We start from the raw sequence: 19,720 nt of genomic DNA on the forward strand, positions 1-19,720 counted from the left end.
ATGGACAAGCGGACGATGATCGCCGCGGCGCTGGCCGCGGCATGCGCGGCGGGCGCTGCGCACGCACAGATGGGCGGCGGGGCGGACAAGGAAAAATGCTACGGCGTGGCGAAGGCCGGCCAGAACGATTGCGGCTCGTCCGATGGCGCCCACGGTTGCGCGTCGATGGCGCAAACCGACAATGCGCCCACCGAGTGGAAGTGGGTCGCCAAGGGCACCTGCGAAAAGCTGGGCGGCAAGACCACGCCGCCGCCGAAGGAGAAGTAAGACCGCCATGGCCGCGACAGCTGGTATCGGCCTGCGCGCGGCGCATTACGCCGATTTCCTGGCTGGCCGGCCACGCGCCGGCTGGGTCGAGGTGCACACGGAGAATTACCTGGCCGAGGGCGGTCGCGACGTGCACGTGCTGCAGCGCGTGCGCCGCGACTATCCGGTCAGCTTGCATGGCGTGGGTCTCGGCCTGGGTTCCGCTCACGGCATCGTGCCGGAACACCTGGAACGCATCCGCGCGCTGGCCGCGCGCATCGAACCTTTCCTCGTTTCCGAACACCTGAGCTGGGGCGCCGTGCCCGGCCGGCACCTGCACGACCTGCTGCCCCTGCCGCTGGACGAAGCCACGCTCGGCCTGCTGGCCGCCCGCGTGACACAGGTGCAGGAGGTGCTCAAGCGGCGCATCCTCGTCGAGAACGTGTCCGCCTACGTGCGCTTTTCGGCCGATACGATGAGCGAAGCGCAATTCCTGGCCGAGCTGGCGCGGCGCACGGGCTGCGGCCTGCTGCTCGACATCAATAACCTGTACGTCAACCAATGCAACCACGGCGAGGATGCGCTTGCCGCGCTGGCGGCGATCCCGCCGGGACTGGTCGGTGAAATCCACCTCGGCGGACACCTGGTCACGCCCGACGTGGTGATCGACCACCATGGCGCGGCGGTCGCCGAGCCGGTATGGCGCCTGTACGAAGCGGCACTGGCGCGCTTCGGTGCCGTGCCGACGTTGATCGAATGGGATGCCCGCGTGCCGCCGCTGGACGTGCTGCTGGCCGAGGCGGACAAGGCGTCGGCCTTGCTGGCGCGCGCCGCGCCTGCGCCCGAACCGGCCGGCGCCGCAGCCGAGGTTGCGGAAAGCGAACCGCCGCGCGCACCGGCCGAGGTTCCGGAAAGCGAACCGCCGCGCGCGCCGGCCGGGGTGCCGGGATGCGCACCAGCCAGGGAGGCACTCGCCGGCTTGCAGGAACGCTTCGCCGGCGCGCTGTTGGCGGCCGAAGGGCAGGGCGCACTGGCGGCGGCATTGCGCCCCGCGCCGCACGCCGCCCGATTGGCCGTCTACCGCGGCAACCTCGCGGGCAGCTGGGAGCGTGCGTTGAAAGCCGCTTTTCCCGTCGTCACCCAGCTCGTCGGCGACGATTTCCTGGCCGCGCTGGCGCGCGAGTACGGCACGCGCCACCCGGCCGCGCATGCCGACCTCAACGAGTTCGGTGCCGGCTTCGCCGCCTTCCTCGACGATTTTCCCCACGTGGCCGGGCTGCCCTACCTGCCGGACATGGCCCGGCTGGAATGGCTGCTACACCGGGCCTATTACGCGGCGGATGCCGAGCCGCTGGCGCCCGCGGCGCTGGCCGGCATCTCGGCCGAAGCGTTCGAGGCTTGCCGCCTGGCGCCGCATCCGGCAGCCGCCACGTTTGCCTCGGACTGGGCCGTGGTGCCGCTGTGGCAAGCCCACCAATCCGGCAGCGCCGTGCCATTCCCGTCCGATATCGCATCACCCTCGTGGTGCCTGGTGCACCGGCGCGGCTGGCAGCCGGGCGTGCTGGCGCTCGATGCCGCGCAATACCGGGCATTGGCTGCCTTGCAGGAGGGGGCGAAGATGGGCGCGGCGATCGACGCCGCGCTGGCGGAAGATCGGGGATTCGACCTGGCACCCCGGCTGGGGCGGTGGATGGCGCATGCCGCGTTCGCGGCGCTGCGCACGGAAGACGCTACCGGTCAGTGAAAGGCACGTAACAGCCGGGCTTCGCCGGTCGTGTCGTTATGGCGCACGCTGGCTTCGTGGGTGGCGGCGATCATGCGATCGATCTGCGCATCCTCGAAGCGTGTCAACTCCTCGTTGGCGATGGCCAGCGCCTGGGCCAGCTTTTCGCGGGCCGCGCGGTAGGCACCGTTGCGGGCGCTGTCGGTGCAGGTCAGCAAGTCTTCGGCATTGTCGATCACTTGCCGCAGGTCGCCGATCAGCTGCTGCTGCGTGGGCAACGTATCGGCCGGTAATGCGGCGGCCGGTAATGCGGCGGCCGGCAATGCATCGGCTTGCAGGGAAGCTTGCTGGGCCTGCTGCGGTTTCGGTTGAGGCGGTTCGGGGTATCGGGTGGGGTCGAGATGGTCCATGCGCGCGCTCCGGATAGTAAAGCCTGTCCACTATAGTCGCCGCAGTGGTGCTGCATTTGCGGCAGATTAAGGCCCGTCGGCACCTTGCTGACCCAAAACCGTGATTCGCACGTCGCCGACGGTGACGTGCTGGCCGGCGCGGATCTTGGCGGTCTTGCGTAGTTCCTGCTTGCCATCCACCCGCACGTCGCCGCTGGCCACGATCTGCTTGCCGGCGCCGCCACTGTCACACAGGCCGACGAGCTTGAGCAGCTGGTTCAGTTCGATGAAATCCGACGTTAATTCAAAGTCTACTTTTTGCATTTTATCCTCATTCTTATCAAACCGGAAATTAATTGTGCAGATGTTAAGCCTGCGCCAAATAAAGTCCGGTTTGCTTCATTGGCCGGGTCAGCCCTTGGCGCCCGGCCGTGTCATCGCCAGCGGCACGATCCACTGCTCGAACTGTTCCGCGGTCACGAACCCGAGGGCCAGCGCGGCTTCCTTCAGCGTGGTGCCTTCGTGCTGCGCCTTCTTGGCGATCTGGGCGGCGCGATCATACCCGATGTGCGGTGCCAGCGCGGTCACCAGCATCAGCGACCGCTCCATGAGCTCGCCGATCCGCTCGCGGTTCGGCTCGATGCCGCGCGCGCAATGCTCGTCGAAGCTGCGCATGCCGTCGGCCAGCAGCCGGGCGCTTTGCAGGAAGTTGTGCGCGATCAGCGGCTTGTAGACGTTCAGCTCGAAGTTGCCGGAAGCCCCGCCGAACGAGATCGCCACATCGTTGCCGAACACCTGGGCGCACAGCATCGTCACGGCTTCGCATTGCGTGGGATTGACCTTGCCCGGCATGATCGAGCTGCCCGGCTCGTTTTCGGGGATCGTGATCTCGCCCAGGCCGGAGCGGGGGCCGGAAGCCATCCAGCGCACATCGTTGGCGATCTTGAACAGGGCGGCCGCCAGCGTCTTCAGCGCGCCGTGCGCCGCCACCAGCGCCTCGTGGCCGGCGAGGGCGGCGAACTTGTTGTCGGCGCTCTTGAACGGCAGTTGCAGGCGGCTGGCCAGCTCGGCGGCGATGCGCGTTGCGTACTCGGGGTGGGAGTTGAGGCCGGTGCCGACGGCCGTGCCGCCCGCCGCCAGCTCCAGCACGGCCGGCAGCGCGTGTTCGATCGCCCGCTCCGCGTGGTCCAGCTGGGCCACGTAGCCGGAGAATTCCTGGCCGAGCGTCAGCGGCGTGGCATCCTGCAGGTGCGTGCGGCCGATCTTGACGATGTCGGCAAACGTTTCCGCCTTGGCGGCCAGCGTGGCGCGCAGCTGGTGCAGGGCTGGGATCACGTCGCGGGCCAGCGCCACCGCGGCGGCCACGTGCATGGCGGTCGGGAAGATGTCGTTCGACGACTGGCCCTTGTTCACGTCGTCGTTCGGGTGCAGCTTGCGCTCCTCGCCACGCACGCCGCCCAGCAGCTCGGAGGCGCGGTTGGCCAGCACCTCGTTCATGTTCATGTTCGACTGCGTGCCCGAGCCGGTCTGCCAGACGGACAGCGGGAATTCGCCGGCATGCCTGCCTTCCAATACCTCGTCGGCCGCGCGCACGATCGCATCGGCCTTGGTGGCATCGAGCACGCCGAGGTCGACGTTCACGCGCGCCGCGGCCCGCTTCACATTGGCCAGCGCGGCGATCAGCTCCGGCGCCATCTTTTCGGTGGAGATATGGAAGTGGTGCAGCGAGCGCTGCGTCTGCGCTCCCCACAGCTGGTGGGCAGGCACGTCGATCGGCCCAAAACTGTCGCGTTCGGTTCTGCTGTCCATGGCGTCCTCTGTCGTAAATGATGCAAAGAGTGTAACCCAAGGATGAAATCCGGTTAATCCACTCAAAGTTTAGGAATTTCCGCCGTTAAACACTTACGTTACGGAAATTTCCTTATTCGAGTCCATCATGTCGCTCCTGCTACGTTCTTCCCGCCTGGCCGTGCTGGCGCTGGCCACCGCCACCGGCGCCCATGCCGCCGAACTCGGTGACGCCTCGGTGCGCTCGTACAGCGGCCAGCCGCTGTCGGCCGACATCGAACTGACCGAACTGACTGCCCAGGAGATGGCGGACCTGCAGGCGCGACTGGCCCGGCCGGACGTGTTCCAGGGCGCGAACGTGAAGATGAACCCGGCGCTGGCGGGCGCTACGGTGTCGATCCAGAAGCGCGACAGCCGCCGCGTCCTGCGCATTACCACCAGCGCCCCGGTGCAGGCGGAAGTGCTGCACCTGTACTTCCAGCTGGCCTCGGGCGGCAGGGAGCGCGTGCGGGGCGTCACGCTGTGGCTGTCGCCGGACCCGACCCCGGCCCCGGCGCCCGCCGTTATCGCCGCCGCCCCTGCCGCCGCTCCTGCCGCGGCTCCTTCTGCCGCGGCCGCTGCCGGGCATCCCGAAAAGTCGTCCGCCCGTCTCCACGCCGCCGAGCGCGCCGACAGGCCGTCGACCCGTGCACATGCCGTGGAGCGGCCGCGCGTCCTGATGGCCAGAGTGTCCCCTGGCAAGGAAGCGACGTCCGCCGAGCGCGCGCTGATGGGCGCCGTCGAGCAGGCGATCGCGACGCGCGGCGGCAAGGTCGAGGCGCCGGAGGAAAAGCAGGCCAAGCCGGCGATCAGCCAGCAGGACGTTCGCAAGGAGGCGCTGAAGTACGCATCGACCGCCGGCGATTTCAAGCGGGTCGCCACGAGCGCGAAGCCGGCTGTCGCGGAACCGGAGCCGGAGCAGGAGCAGAAGGCGCCGCAGCGCTCGTTCTTGCCCTCGAAGACGGCACTGGCCGAGGCCGCGCGGGCCACGCGGGCAAGCGTGGAAGGGGCAATCCAGCCGGCTGGACCGGCGAAGGTAGCCCCCGCGGCTGCGCAAGCCGCGTCCGCCGCCGCCCAACCCGATGCCGCGATGTTGACCAAACTGGCCGAACTGGAAGGCAAGCTGAAGACCTTGCAGACGCAGCTGGCGATGACGAACTCGGCCGGCGCGGCCCGCGTGGCGCTTCCTGAGCCTGTGAAGCCTGCGGCAGCGTTGGCGCCTGCATCGGCACCTGCATCGACACCAGCACCAGCATTAGCACCGGTACCTGCGCCGCGACCCGCACCGGCAGCAGCACCGGCAGCAGCACCGGCAGCACGGGCGTCGAAAACGATCCCACCGGCGCATGGCGACACGATCGTCCCGGCCGCTGCCGCTGCCGCGGCCGCAGCGCAGCCGGCGCCGGCCGCGAAACCTGCTTCCGCCGTGCCGGAGCTGGTGCCACAACCGGAAGCAGCCGCGCCGCCGGAGGCGCCCGCCGAGGCGCCAAAGGCCAGGCCCGAGGAAAAGAAGGAAGCGGCACCGCCGCCACCCGAACCAAAGAAGGAAATCAAGATCTCCCGGCCCAAGCTGCTCACTTTCCTGTTCGCCGGCAGCCTGGTCCTGCTGCTGATCTTCGGCGTGATCGTGCACTTCATCCGGAAGGCCAAGATGAAGCGCAGTCCGATCGTGAGGCAGAGCTGGAGCCGGGACGAGGATGACGTTTTGGCGCGGATCGAGCCCGCCGCGGCGCCGGCACCGGAGAGCAAGGCGGCTTGACGTTGCCAAACACCGGTGTCGTACACCATTTGCAAGCAAATGGTGTACGACACCGGGCAAGCGCCAACAAAAAAGCGCCCCGCGGGGCGCTTTTGCATTGGAGCGGGAAGGCTCAGCCGTTCAGCCGGCCCATCCAAGGTTCGGTCACGTCGCGGATCGCGCGGTCGTTGGCCATGATCTGCTTGAGCAAGTCGATCTTGCGCTGGCGGGCGCTGCCGTCCAGTGCCGGCACGCCGCCGAGCGCGGCAACCGATTGCGCGGCGCACTGATTTTCCAGGCGGTCGAGCGTGTTCCAATCGCTGACCTGGGCGGCCACCACCATCTTGCTGGTCAAGCCGGCAATGTTTTCGTACATCGAGAGAACGTCGGTCGAGGTCATGGCGCCACCGTGGATAAATCATGATCGGATTACTGCTTGTCATGATTTACGTCAGGGGTGACGGGAACTTTAGGCCTTTTTGAAAAAAAATTGAAAATAGTTTCCGGCATGGCCAGCCAGACAATATGTTCTATTTCAACATCTCGTCCAGCCCGGCAGCCAGTTCGTCCAGCGGCGGCATTTCTTCGATGGCCTCGGCGTCCAATCCCAGCACTTTGCCGACCTCCGCCGGAAATTGCTCGGCCAGGTGGCTTTCCTCCAGCGCGCGGGCGCGCCAGGCCGCCAGGTGGACGATCGCCGCCAGCCGGTCCACGGCGCCGCGCTCGAGCGGGGCAGGGAAGGCCGCGATCGCGTCGGAAAACACGGCGGGGAATTGCCAGCGGCGAGCCAGCTCGGCGCCCACGTCCGCGTACGTGAAGCCCAGCGTCTTGCGTTCCCCGGCCAGCCGCTGCTCGCCCAGCGGGGCAGCCACGGCGTCCAGCGCCGCCGCCTCGTCCGGCATCGCGGCGTGGATCACGAGCTGGCCGATCGCGTGCATCATGCCGATCGTGAACGCCAGCTCGGCATTGTCGCGGGTTTTCCTGGCGATCCACTTGGCCGCCACGGCCGTGCGCATGCTGTAGCGCCAGAAATCCTTGAGCTCGAGCCCTGTCACCGACTTGAAGCCGTTGACGAGCCCGGAGCTGATGACGAGCGTGCGCACCGCCACGAAGCCCAGCATCAGTACCGCATCCTCCACCGTGCCGATGCTGCGCGACAGATTGTAGTAAGCCGAGTTCGCAAGCCGCAGCAGCTTGGCGCTGAGCACGGGATCGAGCGAGATCTTGCGTGCGATCTCCTCCGTGGAGACGGACGCCTTGTCGAAACTCGCCACCAGCTCCTGGACGATCTTCGGCGCCGTCGGCAGCGCGGTGGGTTGCTCGAACAATTCCTCCAGCGTCATCATGCTCTCCTTGTTACTTGTTGCCGTAGGTGAACTATAGCGGGATTCGCCCGCGTTTTGCAGGCTATCCCGCAATTTAGCAGCCTGTCGCACGGGCCTCGTCACGGCAGGCCGCAGGGACTACAGTGCAGGCTGGCGAATGTCGCTCACTGCGCGCCACACTATAACCAACGATACAAGGGACTATATGCAAGCCTTCCAAGTACTGCGCCGTCCGCCGCGGACGAGCACCCTCGCCATGGCGCTGTGCGCCGCGCTGGCTTTTACCGGAGCCCAGGCGCACCAGGCTGCCCCCGCCCAGGCAACCACGCACGCATCCGCAGCCGTGCTGCCCGGCGACGATTTCTATGCCTATGCGAACGGCCAGTGGCTCGCAGCCACCGAGATCCCGGCCGACCGCAGCAGCTGGAGCGCCTTCCACACGATCGTGGAGGATACGAACCAGAACATCGTGCGCCTGATCGAGGCGGCGGACCGGGAGGGCGCGCCGGCCGATGCGCGCCGCGTGGCCGCCTTCTACCGGGCGATCATGGATGAGGCAGGCATCGAGGCGCGCGGCGCAGCGCCGCTGAAACCCGCGCTGGACAAGATCGCGGCCATTCGCGACAAGGCCGGCCTCACGCAAGCGCTGGGCGCCAGTCTGCGCGCCGACGTCGACCCGCTGAACGCCACCGACTTCAGCACCGAGAACCTGTTCGGCGTGTGGGTCGCCCAGGGCTTCACGGCGCCCGACAAGTACATGCCCTACCTGTTGCAGGGCGGCCTCGGCATGCCCGACCGCGCGTTCTACCTGGAGGAGAACGAGCGGATGGGGCGCCTGCGCACGGCTTACCAGGCGCACATCGCCGCCATGTTGAAGCTGGCCGGTTTCTCCGAGCCGGAAGCGCGCGCGGCCCGCGTGTTCGAACTGGAGCGCAAGCTGGCACAGTCGCACGCCTCGCGCGAAGAGTCGTCGAACATGCAGAAGGCGAACAATACCTGGACCGACCGGGATTTCGCCGCGAAGGCGCCCGGCCTGGACTGGAAGGCCTTCTTCCACAGCGCCGGCCTCGGCAAGCAGAAGCGCTTTATCGTCTACCACCCGCAAGCCGTCACGGGCGCCGCCGCGCTCGTGGCCGAGATGCCCGTGCAGACGTGGAAGGACTGGCTGGCCTTCCACACGGTCAACCAGTACGGCGGCGCGCTGCCGAAGGCGTTCGTCGACCAGCGTTTCGATTTCTACGGCCGCACGCTGAGCGGCACGCCGCAATTGTCGGTGCGCTGGAAGCGCGGCCTGGCGGCCGTGAACGAGGCGATGCCGGAAGCGGTCGGCAAGATGTACGTTGAAAAGCATTTCCCGCCCGCCGCCAAGGCGAAGGTGCAGCAAATGGTGAGCAATATCGTCAACGCCTTCCACCAGCGCATCGACCGGCTGGACTGGATGGACGCGAGCACCAAGCGCGAGGCGCACGCCAAGCTCGACGTGCTGTACGTGGGCGTGGGCTACCCGGAGAAATGGACGTCGTATGACGGCCTGGACATCAAGCCGGACGACGCCTTCGGCAACGCCTGGCGCGCCAGCCAGTTCAACTACAAGCTCGAGCTGGCCAAGCTGGGCAGGAAGGTCGACCGCAAGGAATGGTCGATGCCGCCGCAACTCGTCAACGCCGTCAACATGCCGATGCAGAATGCGCTGAACTTCCCGGCGGCGATCCTGCAGCCGCCGTTCTTCGACCAGAAGGCGAGCGATGCCGTGAACTACGGCGCCATCGGTTCCGTGATCGGCCACGAGATCAGCCACAGCTTCGACAATATCGGTGCCGAATTCGATTCGAAGGGCCGCCTGCGCGACTGGTGGACGAAGGAAGACCGCGAGCACTTCGCCAAGGCGGCCCAGGCGCTGGTGGCGCAGTACTCGGCCTATGAAGCCTTCCCGGACCTGAAGCTCAACGGCCAGCTGACCCTGGCGGAGAACCTGGCCGACCTGGCCGGCCTGGCCGCCGCGCTGGATGCCTATCACGCCTCGCTCGGCGGCAAGGCGAACGCCGAGACGGACCGCCAGTTCTTCATGGGCTACGCGCATGCCTGGCGCACCAAGGCGCGCGAAGCCTCGCTGCGCAACCAGGTCACCACCGACGAGCACGCGCCTTCGCAGTGGCGCACCTACACCGTGCGCAATCTGGACGACTGGTACGATGCCTTCGACGTGAAGCCCGGCCAGAAGCTCTACCTGCCGCCGGAGCAGCGGGTGCGCGTCTGGTAACACGCCGTCCAGTGACGCTTAAGCAGTCCTTAAACCCGACCGTTGGTAGCTGAACTCTTTTGCAATGTTAGGGAGCGAACGGAGGGAAATGATTACGAAACGTATGATTTCCCCATCCACACGCGATACCGCGGGTGTTCAAGGCAACGGGCCATCGTGGCCCCCAAGCCGCAACGCATAGAGGAGCTCGATCATGAACAGCGATCAAATCAAAGGCAAGGCCAAGGAAATCGGCGGCAAGATCCAGGAAGAGGCCGGCGAACTGGTGGGCAGCTCGAAGCAGCAGGTCAAGGGCCTGAAGAACCAGGCCGAAGGCAAGGTCCAGAAGAAAGTGGGCGACGCCCGCGAAGCCGTCGATGACGCACTGGACGACGATGTCACCGTCAACCGCGGCAACCGCCAGGGCGGGCTGTAATACGGCCCAGTGCCGATAACGAAACAGCCGCCCGAGGGCGGCTGTTTTGCTTTGAGCGGCCGAGGTGCCGCATGTTTCTGGTGTTTCTGGTGTTTCTGGTGTCGGACATCATTCGCTCGCGAATGGTGTCGGACACCGGTTTTGCCCTGAAGCATCCACAGGGACGCCGACCTCACGCGAAAACCGGTGTCCGACACCGGAAAAGCCCGGTGTCGGACACCAATGCACAAACGCCGCGTGTTACTGCACGGTCTCCGGCTTCAGGTGCTTGCGGAAGAACTCATCGATCTTCACCTGCACGTGCTTGCGCTGCTTGCGGTCCGACACGCCATGCTTGGCGCCCGGGTAGGTCATCAGCTCGAACTGCACGCCGCGGCTCACCAGCGCGTCGATCATCTTCGTGGTGTTCGTGAACAGCACGTTGTCGTCGGCCATGCCGTGGATCAGCAGCAGGTTCGACTTCAGGCCGTCCACATGCTTGAACACGGTGCTGTCCGCGTAGCCTTCCTTGTTCTCGGCAGGCTTGTCCATGTAGCGTTCCGTATAGTGCGTGTCGTACAGCGCCCAGTCGGTGACGGGCGCGCCGGACACGCCGGCGGCGATCCTGTCCGACCCCTGCGACAGCAGGCGCAGCGTCATGAAGCCGCCGTAGCTCCAGCCATACACGCCGATGCGCTTCGGGTCGACGAAGCCTTGCTTGCCGAGGAAGTCGATGCCGGCCAGCTGGTCTTCCACTTCCACCTTGCCCAGATTGCGGTAGATCGCGTCCGCGAACACGCGCTCGCGGCGGCCCGAGCCACGGTTATCGAGGCGGAACACCACGTAGCCCTGCTGCGCCATGTACTGGTCGAACGAGTCGCCCCACTTGCGCGTCACGTGCTGCGCGGTCGGGCCGCCATAGGTGGACAGGTACACCGGGTATTTCTTCGCCGGGTCGAAGCGGTAGGGCTTGATCATCGACCAGTACAGCGTCTGGCCATCCTTCGCCGGCAGCGTGCCGTATTCGACCGGCAGGTGGTCTGACTTGTACTTATAGTACGGGTGCGCCGCGTTGACCTCGTTCTTTTCCAGCCACGTGAGGATCGCGCCATCCGGTTTGCGGATGGAGACCTGCGGCGGATTGGCGGGATCGGACCACGTGTCCACGAACAGCTGGCCGTTGCGGGCGAAGGTGGTGTCGTGCCAGCCGTCGGCCTGCGTCACGCGTTTCGGCTTGTCGGCATCGCGGCCGTCCAGCGAGACGACATAGGTCTGCTTGTCGATCACCGCGTCCTTGTTCGACGAAAAGTACACCTTTCCGCCGGCTTCGTCCACGGCCAGCAAGTTGTCGATGCCCCATTCGCCTTTCGTGAGCGCGTGCTTGACGTTGCCGTCCATGTCGAACAGGTACAGGTGATTGCGGCCGGTGCGGTCCGACGACCAGATGAAGCCCTTTCCGCCAGAGAGGAAGCGCAGGTCGTCGTTGATGTCGGTCCACGTCTTCGACGTTTCCGTCACGAGCACCTTCTGCGCGAGCGTGGCCGTGTCGACGGCGATCAGCTCCAGCTTCTTCTGGTCGCGCGCCTGGCGCTGGAACAGCAGCTTCCTGCTGTCGGCCGAGAAATCGGCGCGCACCAGATAGATATCCTTTTCCGGCCCAAGGTCCACGTTCTTCGTTTCACCGGTGACCGGGTTCACGATGCGCAGTTCCACGATCACGTTCTTGTCGCCGGCCGCGGGGTAGCGCTGCTCGATCACCTCGGTGCGGTCCGGGTAGATCTCGAAGCGGCGCGCGATGGGCACCTGCGCCTCGTCGTAGCGGCGGTAGGCGATCGCCGAATCGTCCGGCGCCCAGTAGTAGCCGGTGAACTGGTGCATTTCTTCCTGCGCCACGAATTCCGCTTCGCCGTTGTGCAGCGTGCCCTTGCCGTCGGTGGTGAGCGCCTTTTCCTGGCCCGTCGCCAGGTCGATCACGTACAGGTTCTGGTCGCGCACGAAGGACACATATTTACCCTTCGGCGAGATCTTCGGATCGGTCACATTGCCGGAGGCGACCAGGCGCGCCGCATCGGGTTTCGCCACCTCGATCAGGTACAGGTTGCCGGCAATCGGCACCAGCAGGCGCTTGCCGTCAGGCGACCAGCTGTAGTTGATGATGCCCTTGAGGGCGGCGGTGCGCTCGCGCTCGCGGCGGGCCTTTTCGGCGTCCGACAGGTTTTCCTCGGCCACCAGCACTTTCGAATCGACCAGGCGGCGCGTCGACTTGTCCTTCAGGTTGAATTCCCACAGGTCCATCTGGAACTGGTTGTCCGGCCGGCCGCGCAGGAAGGTCACGCGCGCACCGTCGGGCGACACCTTCAGCGCACGCACGCCATTGCCGGCAAGGGCCGGATCGCTGTAGATGCGGTCGAGGGTCAGGCGGTCGGCGGATGCCGTGCCGGCGGCCAGCAGGGCCAGGATACTGAGAGCGGTGCGCATTGGGGTCCCGAAATGAACGATTTGTTGTTGGAAATAAATCGCAAAACGATACCAGACTGGACAGCCCATGGCGAGGCGCAAAAGTTTGGAATGCGAGTGCGACGGCCGACTTTCGTTCGGCCGTCCGACCGTTCAGGCATGCACTGACGCCGGGGCAAGCGCGCGCTGGCGCGACAGCCGTTGCAGGTAGGCCGTCAGCAGCACGGCCGCCACCGTCAGGCCCAGCACGAGGCCGATCCAGAAGCCGGTGGCCGACATCGGTTCGGCCGGCGCGAACGGCAGCCACCGCGGCGCCAGGCCGAGCAGGCAGCCGACCGGAAGCGCCAGGCCCCAGAACGCGATCAGCTGGATGACCATCGGCCCGCGCGTGACCTTGTACCCGCGGATCGCGCACGATGCCGCCACCTGCGCGGCGTCCGACAGCTGGAACAGCGCCGCGAACAGCAGCAGGTGCGCGCACATCTCCTGCACCGCCGCATCCGACGTGTAGGCCGCCGCGATCTGGTGGCGGAAGATGGCGATGAACAGCGCCGACAGCACGGCGAAGCCGGTCGACATCCACAGCCCGACGAACGAGGCGAAGCGGGCACGCTGCGGGTTGCCTTCGCCCAGCGCCTGGCCGACGCGGGCGATCATGCCGATGCCGAACGACAGCGGCACCATGAACGTGAGCGAGGCGAAGTTCAGCGCGATCTGGTGGGCCGACACCGTGACCACGCCGAAGCGCGCCACCAGCAGGCTGACGGCGCCGAACACGCTGACCTCGGCGAAGTAGGTGACGCCGATCGGTACGCCCAGCCTGAGCATGTTCCACACTTCGGGCCAGTGTGGCCACTCCCATTTGTCGAACGGGTACGAGGCCTGGTAGGCGGGCGCGATGCGGATCCACAGCACGATGGCCAGCAGGTCCAGCCAGACCACGGTGCCGGTGGCCACCGCGCAGCCCAGCGCGCCCATCTTCGGGAAGCCCAGGTTGCCGAACACGAGCAGCCAGTTGACGATCACGTTGACCACCAGGCCGATGATGGCGATGACCATCACGGGCTTGGTCTGGTTGATGCTGGCGCTGTAGCCGTACAGTGCGCGATAGGCCGCGAAGGGCAGCAGGCCGATGCTCACGATATGCACGAACATCGAGGCGCGGTGGTTGACTTCGGGTTCCAGCTGCAGGTGGTCGAACAGCAGCGTGGCGAGGTTGGCGGCCAGCGCCGCTACGACGCCCACGCCTACGGCTTTCCACAACGCCTGCCGCACCGAGTGCGGAATCTTGTCGAACGCGCCGGCGCCCACCTGGTGGGCCACCACCGTGTTCACGGCCATCATGGTGCCGTTGACGGTGACGAGGATGATCGACCAGACCGAGGCGCCGAGCGATACGGCGGCCAGCTCGGCGGCGCTGGTGTGGCCCGTCATGGCCACGTCCGCCACGCCCATGCCCACGGTGGCCAGCTGCCCGATGAGGACGGGCCAGGCCAGTTGCCACAACGCTGCGGCTTCTCTGCGGATATTGGACAGGGTGAACGTATAGGGCATCGGTGCACTTCGAGAATGGGGAACTTGTGATTCTACCCATGATGGTGCATTCGCCGCAGTAGGAATTTGTTACAGCCGGCCCGTGCACCGAATGCGTCGCCGTTGCGTTATGGAACATATGCCGCGCGCGCGTCGCGCGCGGCGCACTACACGCACGAGATGGAGAAACCATGAAACGCCTGTTCGCCGCCGCAGCCCTGCTGGCATCCTTCCAATACGCTTCCGCCGGCGAGTTGTCGGTATTTTCGCAGCCGGACTTCCGGGGCGCCCGGATGACGGTGCGCGACCCGGTGCGCAACTTCCAGGACATCGGCTTCAACGACCGCGCCTCGTCGATCGTCGTCCACTCGGGAAGCTGGGAAGTGTGCGAGCACAAGGACTTCGGCGGCCATTGCATGGTGCTCGAGCGCGGCGAGTACAGAGACCTGTCCCGCTTCGACAACCAGATCTCGTCGGTGCGCGAAGTGGGGCGCCCGCGCGATCGCGATGATTGGCGTGACGGCGGGCGCGACCGCGGCGCCTGGCGCGACCGCGACGACCGCGATGACAACGATCGGCGGCGCGGCTGGCGGCGCGACGACGATCGCCGCGGTCCCCCGGTGGAGCTGTACTCGGGCCGCAATTTCGGCGGCGACCGGGTGGTGCTGGTGGGGGATGTGCACAGCCTGCGCTCGCGCGAATTCAACGATCGCGCCGGGTCGCTGGTGGTGCGCGAAGGCGAGTGGGAAGTCTGCGAGCATGACGATTACCGGGGCCGTTGCGAGGTCTATGGGCCGGGCCGCTACCCCGGTCTCGGCGGCTTGAACAACGAGGCGTCGTCGGTCCGCCGCCTGCGCTGAAAAAATCGGATTGTTGTTGTAACCTAAGCTCGATAGGACTACGACCTGGAGAGCATAACGTGGACTACAAGGATTACTACGCGGTGCTGGGCGTGCCGAAGACGGCCAGCGCCGACGAGATCAAGGCGGCTTACCGCAAGCTTGTGCGCAAGTACCATCCCGACGTCAGCAAGGAAGCCGACGCCGACGCGAAGACCAAGGAATTGAACGAAGCCTACGGGGTGCTCGGCGACCCCGAAAAGCGCGCGGCCTACGATGAACTGGGCAGCGCGCAATACCGCCAGGCGGAAGGCGGCGGCTTCAGGCCTCCGCCGGACTGGGGCGCCGGCTTCGAATCCTTCGGCGGCGCGGACAGCGATTTCTTCCAGGACCTGTTCGCCCACGTGGGCGGCGCTCGCCGGCGCGGCTTCCAGATGCGCGGCGACGACAGCCACGCCGTCATCGAGATCGCGCTGCAGGACGCCTACCAGGGTGCAAGCCGCACCATCAGCCTGCGCGTGCCGGAGGCGGACGAACACGGCCGCGTGATCACCCGCCAGCGCACCCTCAACGTGACGATTCCGAAAGGCGTCACCGAAGGCCAGCAATTGCGCCTGGCCGGCCAGGGCCAGCCCGGCAGCGGCGGGGCCCCGGCGGGCGACCTTTACCTGGAAATCCGTTTTGCCGAGGACCGGCGCTTTCGCGTGGAAGGGCGCGACGTGTACCAGACAGTGCCCGTCGCCCCGTGGGAAGCGGCGCTTGGCGCGGGCATCGAGGTCGGCACGCCTTCCGGCCGCGTGTCGGTCACGATTCCGCCTGACTCCCAGGGCGGGCGCAAGCTGCGCCTGAAGGGCAGGGGCATTCCCGGCACGGCCGCCGCGCCGGCGGGCGACCTGTACCTGCTCCTGGACATCGCACTGCCGCCGGCCAGCACGCCGCAGGCAAGGGCATTGTATGAACAGATGGCGCGCGAACTTCGGTTCAACCCGCGCCAGGGGCTGTAAGGAGACGATCGATGAATGGCAAACAACCGATCCGCGCCGTGTCGCTCGACGAAACGGCACTGACCCTGGACGAACTGGCGCGTGCCTGCGCCGTGGACCCCGGCTGGGTGGTGCACCGCGTGCGCACCGGCATCCTGCTGGGCGGTACCGAAGCGGCGCCGGAAGCCTGGCGCTTCACCAGCGTGGACCTGGTGCGCGCGCGCAGCCTGCTGCGCATCGAACGCGATTTCGACGCGAACGAGGAGGTGGCGGCGCTGGTGGTGGATTTGACGGAGGAGGTGAGGCGCTTGCGGCGGCGCTTGCGCGCCGCCGGGTTGTAGCAGCCCGCGGCTGATGCCTGGTGTCTGACATTCATCCCGCAGGGATGAATGTCAGACACCGGTTTTCCCATGCAATGCCAACGCCGGTGACAGACACCGGCCCTGAAGAAATGTTTCAGAAATCCCGGTGACAGGCACCGGGGTTCAAGAAATGTTTCAAGAAACCCGGTGCCTGTCACCGGCTGTCTTGATGCCGGCCGTACTGGCGAGCTCACAAAAAAACCGGTGTCGGACACCCTGCGGGTGTCCGACACCATAGCCTCGCGGGCTGTCGGCTGACAGATCAGCGCTGGTCTTCCGACCCACCCTGCTTGCCGCCGCTGCCGCCGGACTGCTTGCTGCCGATGTCGTCGATATCGTGACCCGGCTCGCCCGGCGAGCCCTGCATGCCGAGTTGGCGGTCGGCCTGCTCGTTGTCGCTGCGGTTGTTCGGGCGCGCCTGGTTCTTCCACGTATCGGCCTGGGCGTTGCCGGCCTTGTCCGATTGCTGGCTGTTGCCGCGGCTGCCCATGCCCACGCGTTCGCCGCCCATCGCATCGGCCGGCAGCGTGTCGAGGCTGTCGCGGTCGGCCGACTGGCTGCCGCCGCTGCCCAGCGTGGTCTGGCCGATCAGGTTGTCGCCGGATTGCTGGTTGCCCTGGCTGGACTCCTGCATGTTCGCATTGTTGCCGCCCAGGCCGCCACGGCCCGTCTGGCCGCTTTGCGCGCCCACGTCATGCAGCGAGCCGCCCCGTTCGCCGCCCATGCCGCCGGAGTGCTGGCCGCCGTGGCCATGGCCCGTGCCGGCGCGCGGTTTCTCGGTGGACTGTTCCATCTGCTGCGACTGCCCGCCGGGGCCGCCTTGCTGCTGCTGTTCCTTCATCCGCGCCAGGCCGGTCTGGCCGGGGCCGCCCTTGTTGTTCGACGATTGCTCGTTGCCGGGGCCACCCTGGAGTTTGTCTGCCATGCCGCCCGAGCCGCCCGGGCTGCTCGACTGCTGATTGCCCACGTTCTGGCTGCCGCCCGCGCCGCGCTGCGCCGTGCCGGCGCCCGGTGCCGAGCCGTCGTCGCCACGGTCCTGCCGCGCGCCCGCGCCCGTGGTGCGGTCGCTGCCGGCGCCGTGCTTGTCGGACTGCTGGTTGCCTTGCAGACCGCTCTGGCCCGCTTCACCCATGGACTCGCCGCCCTGCTGCTGGTTCATCTGCGAGAGGCCCGAATTGCCGGGGCCGCCTTGCCGGCTCGCGTCGCCGTACTTGTTGCCGGGACCGCTCTGCAGATGGTCCGCGAGGGTACCGGTGCCGCCGGGGGCCGTGGTTTCCTGCGAGCTGCCATAGTCCTGCCGCGCTGCGCGCTCGCCATCCTGCTGCAGGCTGCCGCCCGCGCTGTGCTGCGAAGCCTGGCTGCCGCCGTGGGCTACCTGGTGCGGGCTACGGCCGTCGCCGACTTCGCCCGACGTGGCACCGGTCTGCTGGCTGCCGTAGCGGTCATGGTTGGGCGCCAGCGGGTCCGCCTGCGTGCGCGGATCGTTGCGGATGCCGCCCTGGTTGCCGGGCGAACCGCCCATGTAGTCGGACTGGCCCTGCGAACTCTGCTGGTTCTGGCCGCCCTGGTTGATGCCCTGGCCGCTCTGGCCGCCCTGCGTGCCCGAAGGGGTGCCGCTGATGCCGTCCTGCGCGCCCTGGCCGCCGATCGATTGTTGCGTCATGTCCATTCCTCCCGAGCTGCCGGCGGCGCTGCTTTGCTTGCTGGCCGCCTCGTTGATGTTGGGTGCCCTGTTGACTTGCGTGGTGTCGTTGGCGGGTCCGCCGGCGGCGTGGTTGCCGCTCTGCGTGAAGTAGCCCGCGTCTTCCGTATTGGTGAGCTGATCCTTCTCTCTTGTCATGTCGATCTCCTCATGAAGTCGTGAGCGGGGCCGGCCGCTGGCGCGGCCCCGGCAGAGGCTCATCGTAGGACGGTGGGCGAGGGCAGTGTGTCAGCGCACACGCCGAACCGGTGTAGGCATGCTTGCCATGGCCGGCCAGTCAATACGCGCCATGTGGCAGCGTGTAGTCGAGCGCGAGGATCTGTTCCTTCAGCCAGCGCCCGGCGGGGCCGAGCTGGTCATCCGAACGGTGGATGGCGAACAGCGGATATTGCAGCGCATCGCCGTCCTGCAGGCGCAGGCGGACCAGCCGGCCGTTGGCCAGGTCCTCGGCGATCATCGCCTCGGGCATGCTGCCCCAGCCGAGTCCTCCACGCAGCAGCGCATGCTTGGAGTGCAGGTCGGCCAGGCGCCAGTCGCGCAGGCCCAGCACGCCGAAGTCCTGGCCCGACGTCAGCGGGCTGCGGTCCGTCACTACCAGCTGCAAATGCTCGCGCAGCGCGGCCGTCGGCACCACGCCCTCGATCGCTGCCAGCGGATGCCCTGGCGCGCACACCGGCATCATCGTCACATGGCCGGCCAGCTGGCGCTCGACGTTGTCGGGCAGGTGGACCGGCATGCCGCTGATGCCCAGTTGGCAGCGCCCGTCCAGCACCATTTGCGCCACGCCGCCCAGCGCTTCCGTATGCAGCCGCAACGCGACGGTCGGGTACTCGCGCTGGAACGATTCAAGCAGCGTCACGAGGCGGCACATCGGGAACATCACGTCCACCACGAGGCAGACTTCCGCTTCCAGCCCGGCGCCGAGCGCCTTGGCGCGGGCACGCATGCCGTCCACCTTGGCCGACACGGCGCGCGCGTCGGCCAGCAGCGCCTTGCCGGCCTCGGTGAGCGTGACCTTGCGCTTGCCGCGGTCGAGCAGGGCGATGTTCAACTGTTCTTCCAGGTTGGCGATCGTGTAGCTGATGACGGATTGCGTGCGATGCAGCGCGCGCGCCGCGTGCGCGAAGCCGCCGTGGTCGATGACGGCGATGAAGACACGCAACTGGTCGAGGGAGGGCAGGCCGGGGTCTCTCATGTATCGCAAAAATCGATTATATCGATTGAAATAATGTGGATTTCGTCGATAGTAGCTCCGGCGTAAGATGGCTGCAACTAAACACTTACCAAGGAGTCCATCATGGCAAACGTCCTCTACATCAATAGCAGCGTGCGTTCTTCCGGTTCGCTGTCGCGCCAGCTGTCCGCCGAATTCATCGCCAAGTGGAAGGCGAACCACCCGGCCGACACCGTCGTCGAGCGCGACCTGGCCGCCAACCCCGTGCCGCACCTGACCGAAGAAATGCTGGGCGCCTTCTTCACCGCGCCGGAACAGCGCAATGCCGTGCAGGCGCAGACCGTGAAGCTGTCCGACCAGCTGGTCGACGAAGTGCTGGCGGCGGACGTGATCGTGATCGGTGCGCCGATGTACAACTTTTCCGTGCCATCCGGCCTGAAAGCCTACATCGACCACATCGCCCGCGCCGGCCGCACGTTCAAGTACACGGAAACCGGCCCGGTCGGCCTGGCCGGCGGCAAGAAGGTGTACGTGTTCACGGCCAGCGGCGGCGTCTACAGCGAAGGCCCGGCCGCCGGCTGCGACTTCCTGGCCACCTACCTGCGCGCCGTGCTGGGCTTCCTCGGCATCACCGACATCAGCTTCATCCAGGCCGAAGGCGTCGCCCTGGGCGAGCAGGCCGTCGCGGCAACGCTGGCGAAGAGCCGGCAAGCCATCGACGAACTGGCCGGCGCTTGAGCGCCGAACTAAGCGCCAAACTGCCGAGCT

18 protein-coding genes are annotated in these 19,720 nt (G+C 66.8%); 9 read left to right on the forward strand and 9 right to left on the reverse strand.

The annotated features are described in order from the left end of the window. Positions 1-267, forward strand: coding sequence for a DUF2282 domain-containing protein (locus V6Z91_RS14655; RefSeq protein ID WP_338771522.1), 267 nt, complete (start codon positions 1-3; stop codon positions 265-267). A gap of 7 nt (positions 268-274) precedes the next feature. After that, entirely contained in the window at positions 275-1,990 is a 1,716-nt protein-coding gene (locus V6Z91_RS14660; RefSeq protein ID WP_338771523.1) for a DUF692 family multinuclear iron-containing protein, read from the forward strand. Here V6Z91_RS14660 and V6Z91_RS14665 read toward each other — a convergent pair. The 3 genes from V6Z91_RS14665 to fumC all read right to left on the reverse strand — a co-directional run bounded on the left by V6Z91_RS14665 (position 1,984) and on the right by fumC (position 4,167). Continuing rightward, positions 1,984-2,379 carry a DUF883 family protein gene (locus V6Z91_RS14665; protein ID WP_338771524.1) on the reverse strand — a complete coding sequence of 132 codons (396 nt, stop codon included), beginning with the start codon at positions 2,377-2,379 and terminating at the stop codon, positions 1,984-1,986. The genes V6Z91_RS14660 and V6Z91_RS14665 overlap by 7 nt on opposite strands. A 66-nt stretch (positions 2,380-2,445) precedes the next feature. Further along, entirely contained in the window at positions 2,446-2,682 is a 237-nt protein-coding gene (locus V6Z91_RS14670) for an RNA-binding S4 domain-containing protein (protein WP_338771525.1), read from the reverse strand. Positions 2,683-2,769: 87 nt separating this feature from the next. Continuing rightward, positions 2,770-4,167 (reverse strand): class II fumarate hydratase, encoded by a 1,398-nt coding sequence (fumC, locus tag V6Z91_RS14675; RefSeq protein ID WP_338771526.1) that lies wholly within the window; start codon positions 4,165-4,167, stop codon positions 2,770-2,772. A gap of 127 nt (positions 4,168-4,294) precedes the next feature. On the opposite strand from fumC, the gene V6Z91_RS14680 reads away from it, so the two are divergent. Continuing rightward, on the forward strand, positions 4,295-5,944 hold the full coding sequence (locus V6Z91_RS14680) for a hypothetical protein (RefSeq protein ID WP_338771528.1): 1,650 nt from the start codon (positions 4,295-4,297) through the stop codon (positions 5,942-5,944). 112 nt (positions 5,945-6,056) lie between these two features. On the opposite strand, the gene V6Z91_RS14685 is transcribed toward V6Z91_RS14680, so the two are convergent. Both V6Z91_RS14685 and V6Z91_RS14690 read right to left on the reverse strand, forming a co-directional pair. Further along, on the reverse strand, positions 6,057-6,323 hold the full coding sequence (locus V6Z91_RS14685) for a flagellar protein FliT (protein WP_338771530.1): 267 nt from the start codon (positions 6,321-6,323) through the stop codon (positions 6,057-6,059). Positions 6,324-6,453: 130 nt separating this feature from the next. Continuing rightward, positions 6,454-7,266, reverse strand: a complete 813-nt coding sequence (locus V6Z91_RS14690; protein ID WP_338771866.1) for an HDOD domain-containing protein — start codon at positions 7,264-7,266, stop codon at positions 6,454-6,456. 187 nt (positions 7,267-7,453) lie between these two features. Here V6Z91_RS14690 and V6Z91_RS14695 point away from each other — a divergent pair, with 187 nt between their 5' ends. Beyond that, on the forward strand, positions 7,454-9,508 hold the full coding sequence (locus tag V6Z91_RS14695; RefSeq protein ID WP_338771533.1) for a M13 family metallopeptidase: 2,055 nt from the start codon (positions 7,454-7,456) through the stop codon (positions 9,506-9,508). A gap of 193 nt (positions 9,509-9,701) precedes the next feature. Then, complete coding sequence (locus V6Z91_RS14700; protein WP_338771535.1) at positions 9,702-9,923, forward strand: CsbD family protein; 222 nt, start codon at positions 9,702-9,704, stop codon at positions 9,921-9,923. A gap of 240 nt (positions 9,924-10,163) precedes the next feature. On the opposite strand, the gene V6Z91_RS14705 is transcribed toward V6Z91_RS14700, so the two are convergent. Continuing rightward, the gene (locus tag V6Z91_RS14705) at positions 10,164-12,380 is read right to left on the reverse strand and encodes a S9 family peptidase (protein ID WP_338771538.1); all 2,217 of its coding nucleotides are present in this window, start codon (positions 12,378-12,380) and stop codon (positions 10,164-10,166) included. Between the two features lie 132 nt (positions 12,381-12,512). Then, positions 12,513-13,913 (reverse strand): MATE family efflux transporter, encoded by a 1,401-nt coding sequence (locus tag V6Z91_RS14710; protein ID WP_338771540.1) that lies wholly within the window; start codon positions 13,911-13,913, stop codon positions 12,513-12,515. Positions 13,914-14,083: 170 nt separating this feature from the next. On the opposite strand from V6Z91_RS14710, the gene V6Z91_RS14715 reads away from it, so the two are divergent. From V6Z91_RS14715 to V6Z91_RS14725, 3 genes are read left to right on the forward strand one after another with little or no spacing between them, the layout of a single operon-like run. After that, complete coding sequence (locus tag V6Z91_RS14715; protein ID WP_338771543.1) at positions 14,084-14,752, forward strand: beta/gamma crystallin-related protein; 669 nt, start codon at positions 14,084-14,086, stop codon at positions 14,750-14,752. Between the two features lie 59 nt (positions 14,753-14,811). After that, a complete protein-coding gene (locus V6Z91_RS14720) occupies positions 14,812-15,735 on the forward strand; it encodes a DnaJ C-terminal domain-containing protein (protein WP_338771546.1) in 924 nt (307 codons plus the stop codon). A gap of 11 nt (positions 15,736-15,746) precedes the next feature. Further along, positions 15,747-16,055: a chaperone modulator CbpM gene (locus tag V6Z91_RS14725; RefSeq protein ID WP_338771548.1), complete on the forward strand. Its 309-nt coding sequence runs from the start codon at positions 15,747-15,749 to the stop codon at positions 16,053-16,055. A 283-nt stretch (positions 16,056-16,338) separates the two neighbouring features. Here the strand turns inward: V6Z91_RS14725 and V6Z91_RS14730 are convergent, their stop codons facing one another. Together V6Z91_RS14730 and V6Z91_RS14735 are read right to left on the reverse strand one after the other, a co-directional pair. Further along, positions 16,339-17,916 carry a hypothetical protein gene (locus V6Z91_RS14730; protein ID WP_338771550.1) on the reverse strand — a complete coding sequence of 526 codons (1,578 nt, stop codon included), beginning with the start codon at positions 17,914-17,916 and terminating at the stop codon, positions 16,339-16,341. 139 nt (positions 17,917-18,055) lie between these two features. Further along, complete coding sequence (locus V6Z91_RS14735; RefSeq protein WP_338771552.1) at positions 18,056-18,973, reverse strand: LysR family transcriptional regulator; 918 nt, start codon at positions 18,971-18,973, stop codon at positions 18,056-18,058. Positions 18,974-19,075: 102 nt separating this feature from the next. Between V6Z91_RS14735 and V6Z91_RS14740 the strand changes: the two genes are divergently transcribed. Further along, entirely contained in the window at positions 19,076-19,690 is a 615-nt protein-coding gene (locus V6Z91_RS14740) for an FMN-dependent NADH-azoreductase (protein ID WP_338771555.1), read from the forward strand. The last annotated feature ends 30 nt before the right edge of the window (positions 19,691-19,720 follow it).

This window comes from Massilia sp. METH4 (genome assembly GCF_037094685.1).
In the GTDB taxonomy this organism is placed as follows: Bacteria; Pseudomonadota; Gammaproteobacteria; order Burkholderiales; family Burkholderiaceae_D; genus Rugamonas.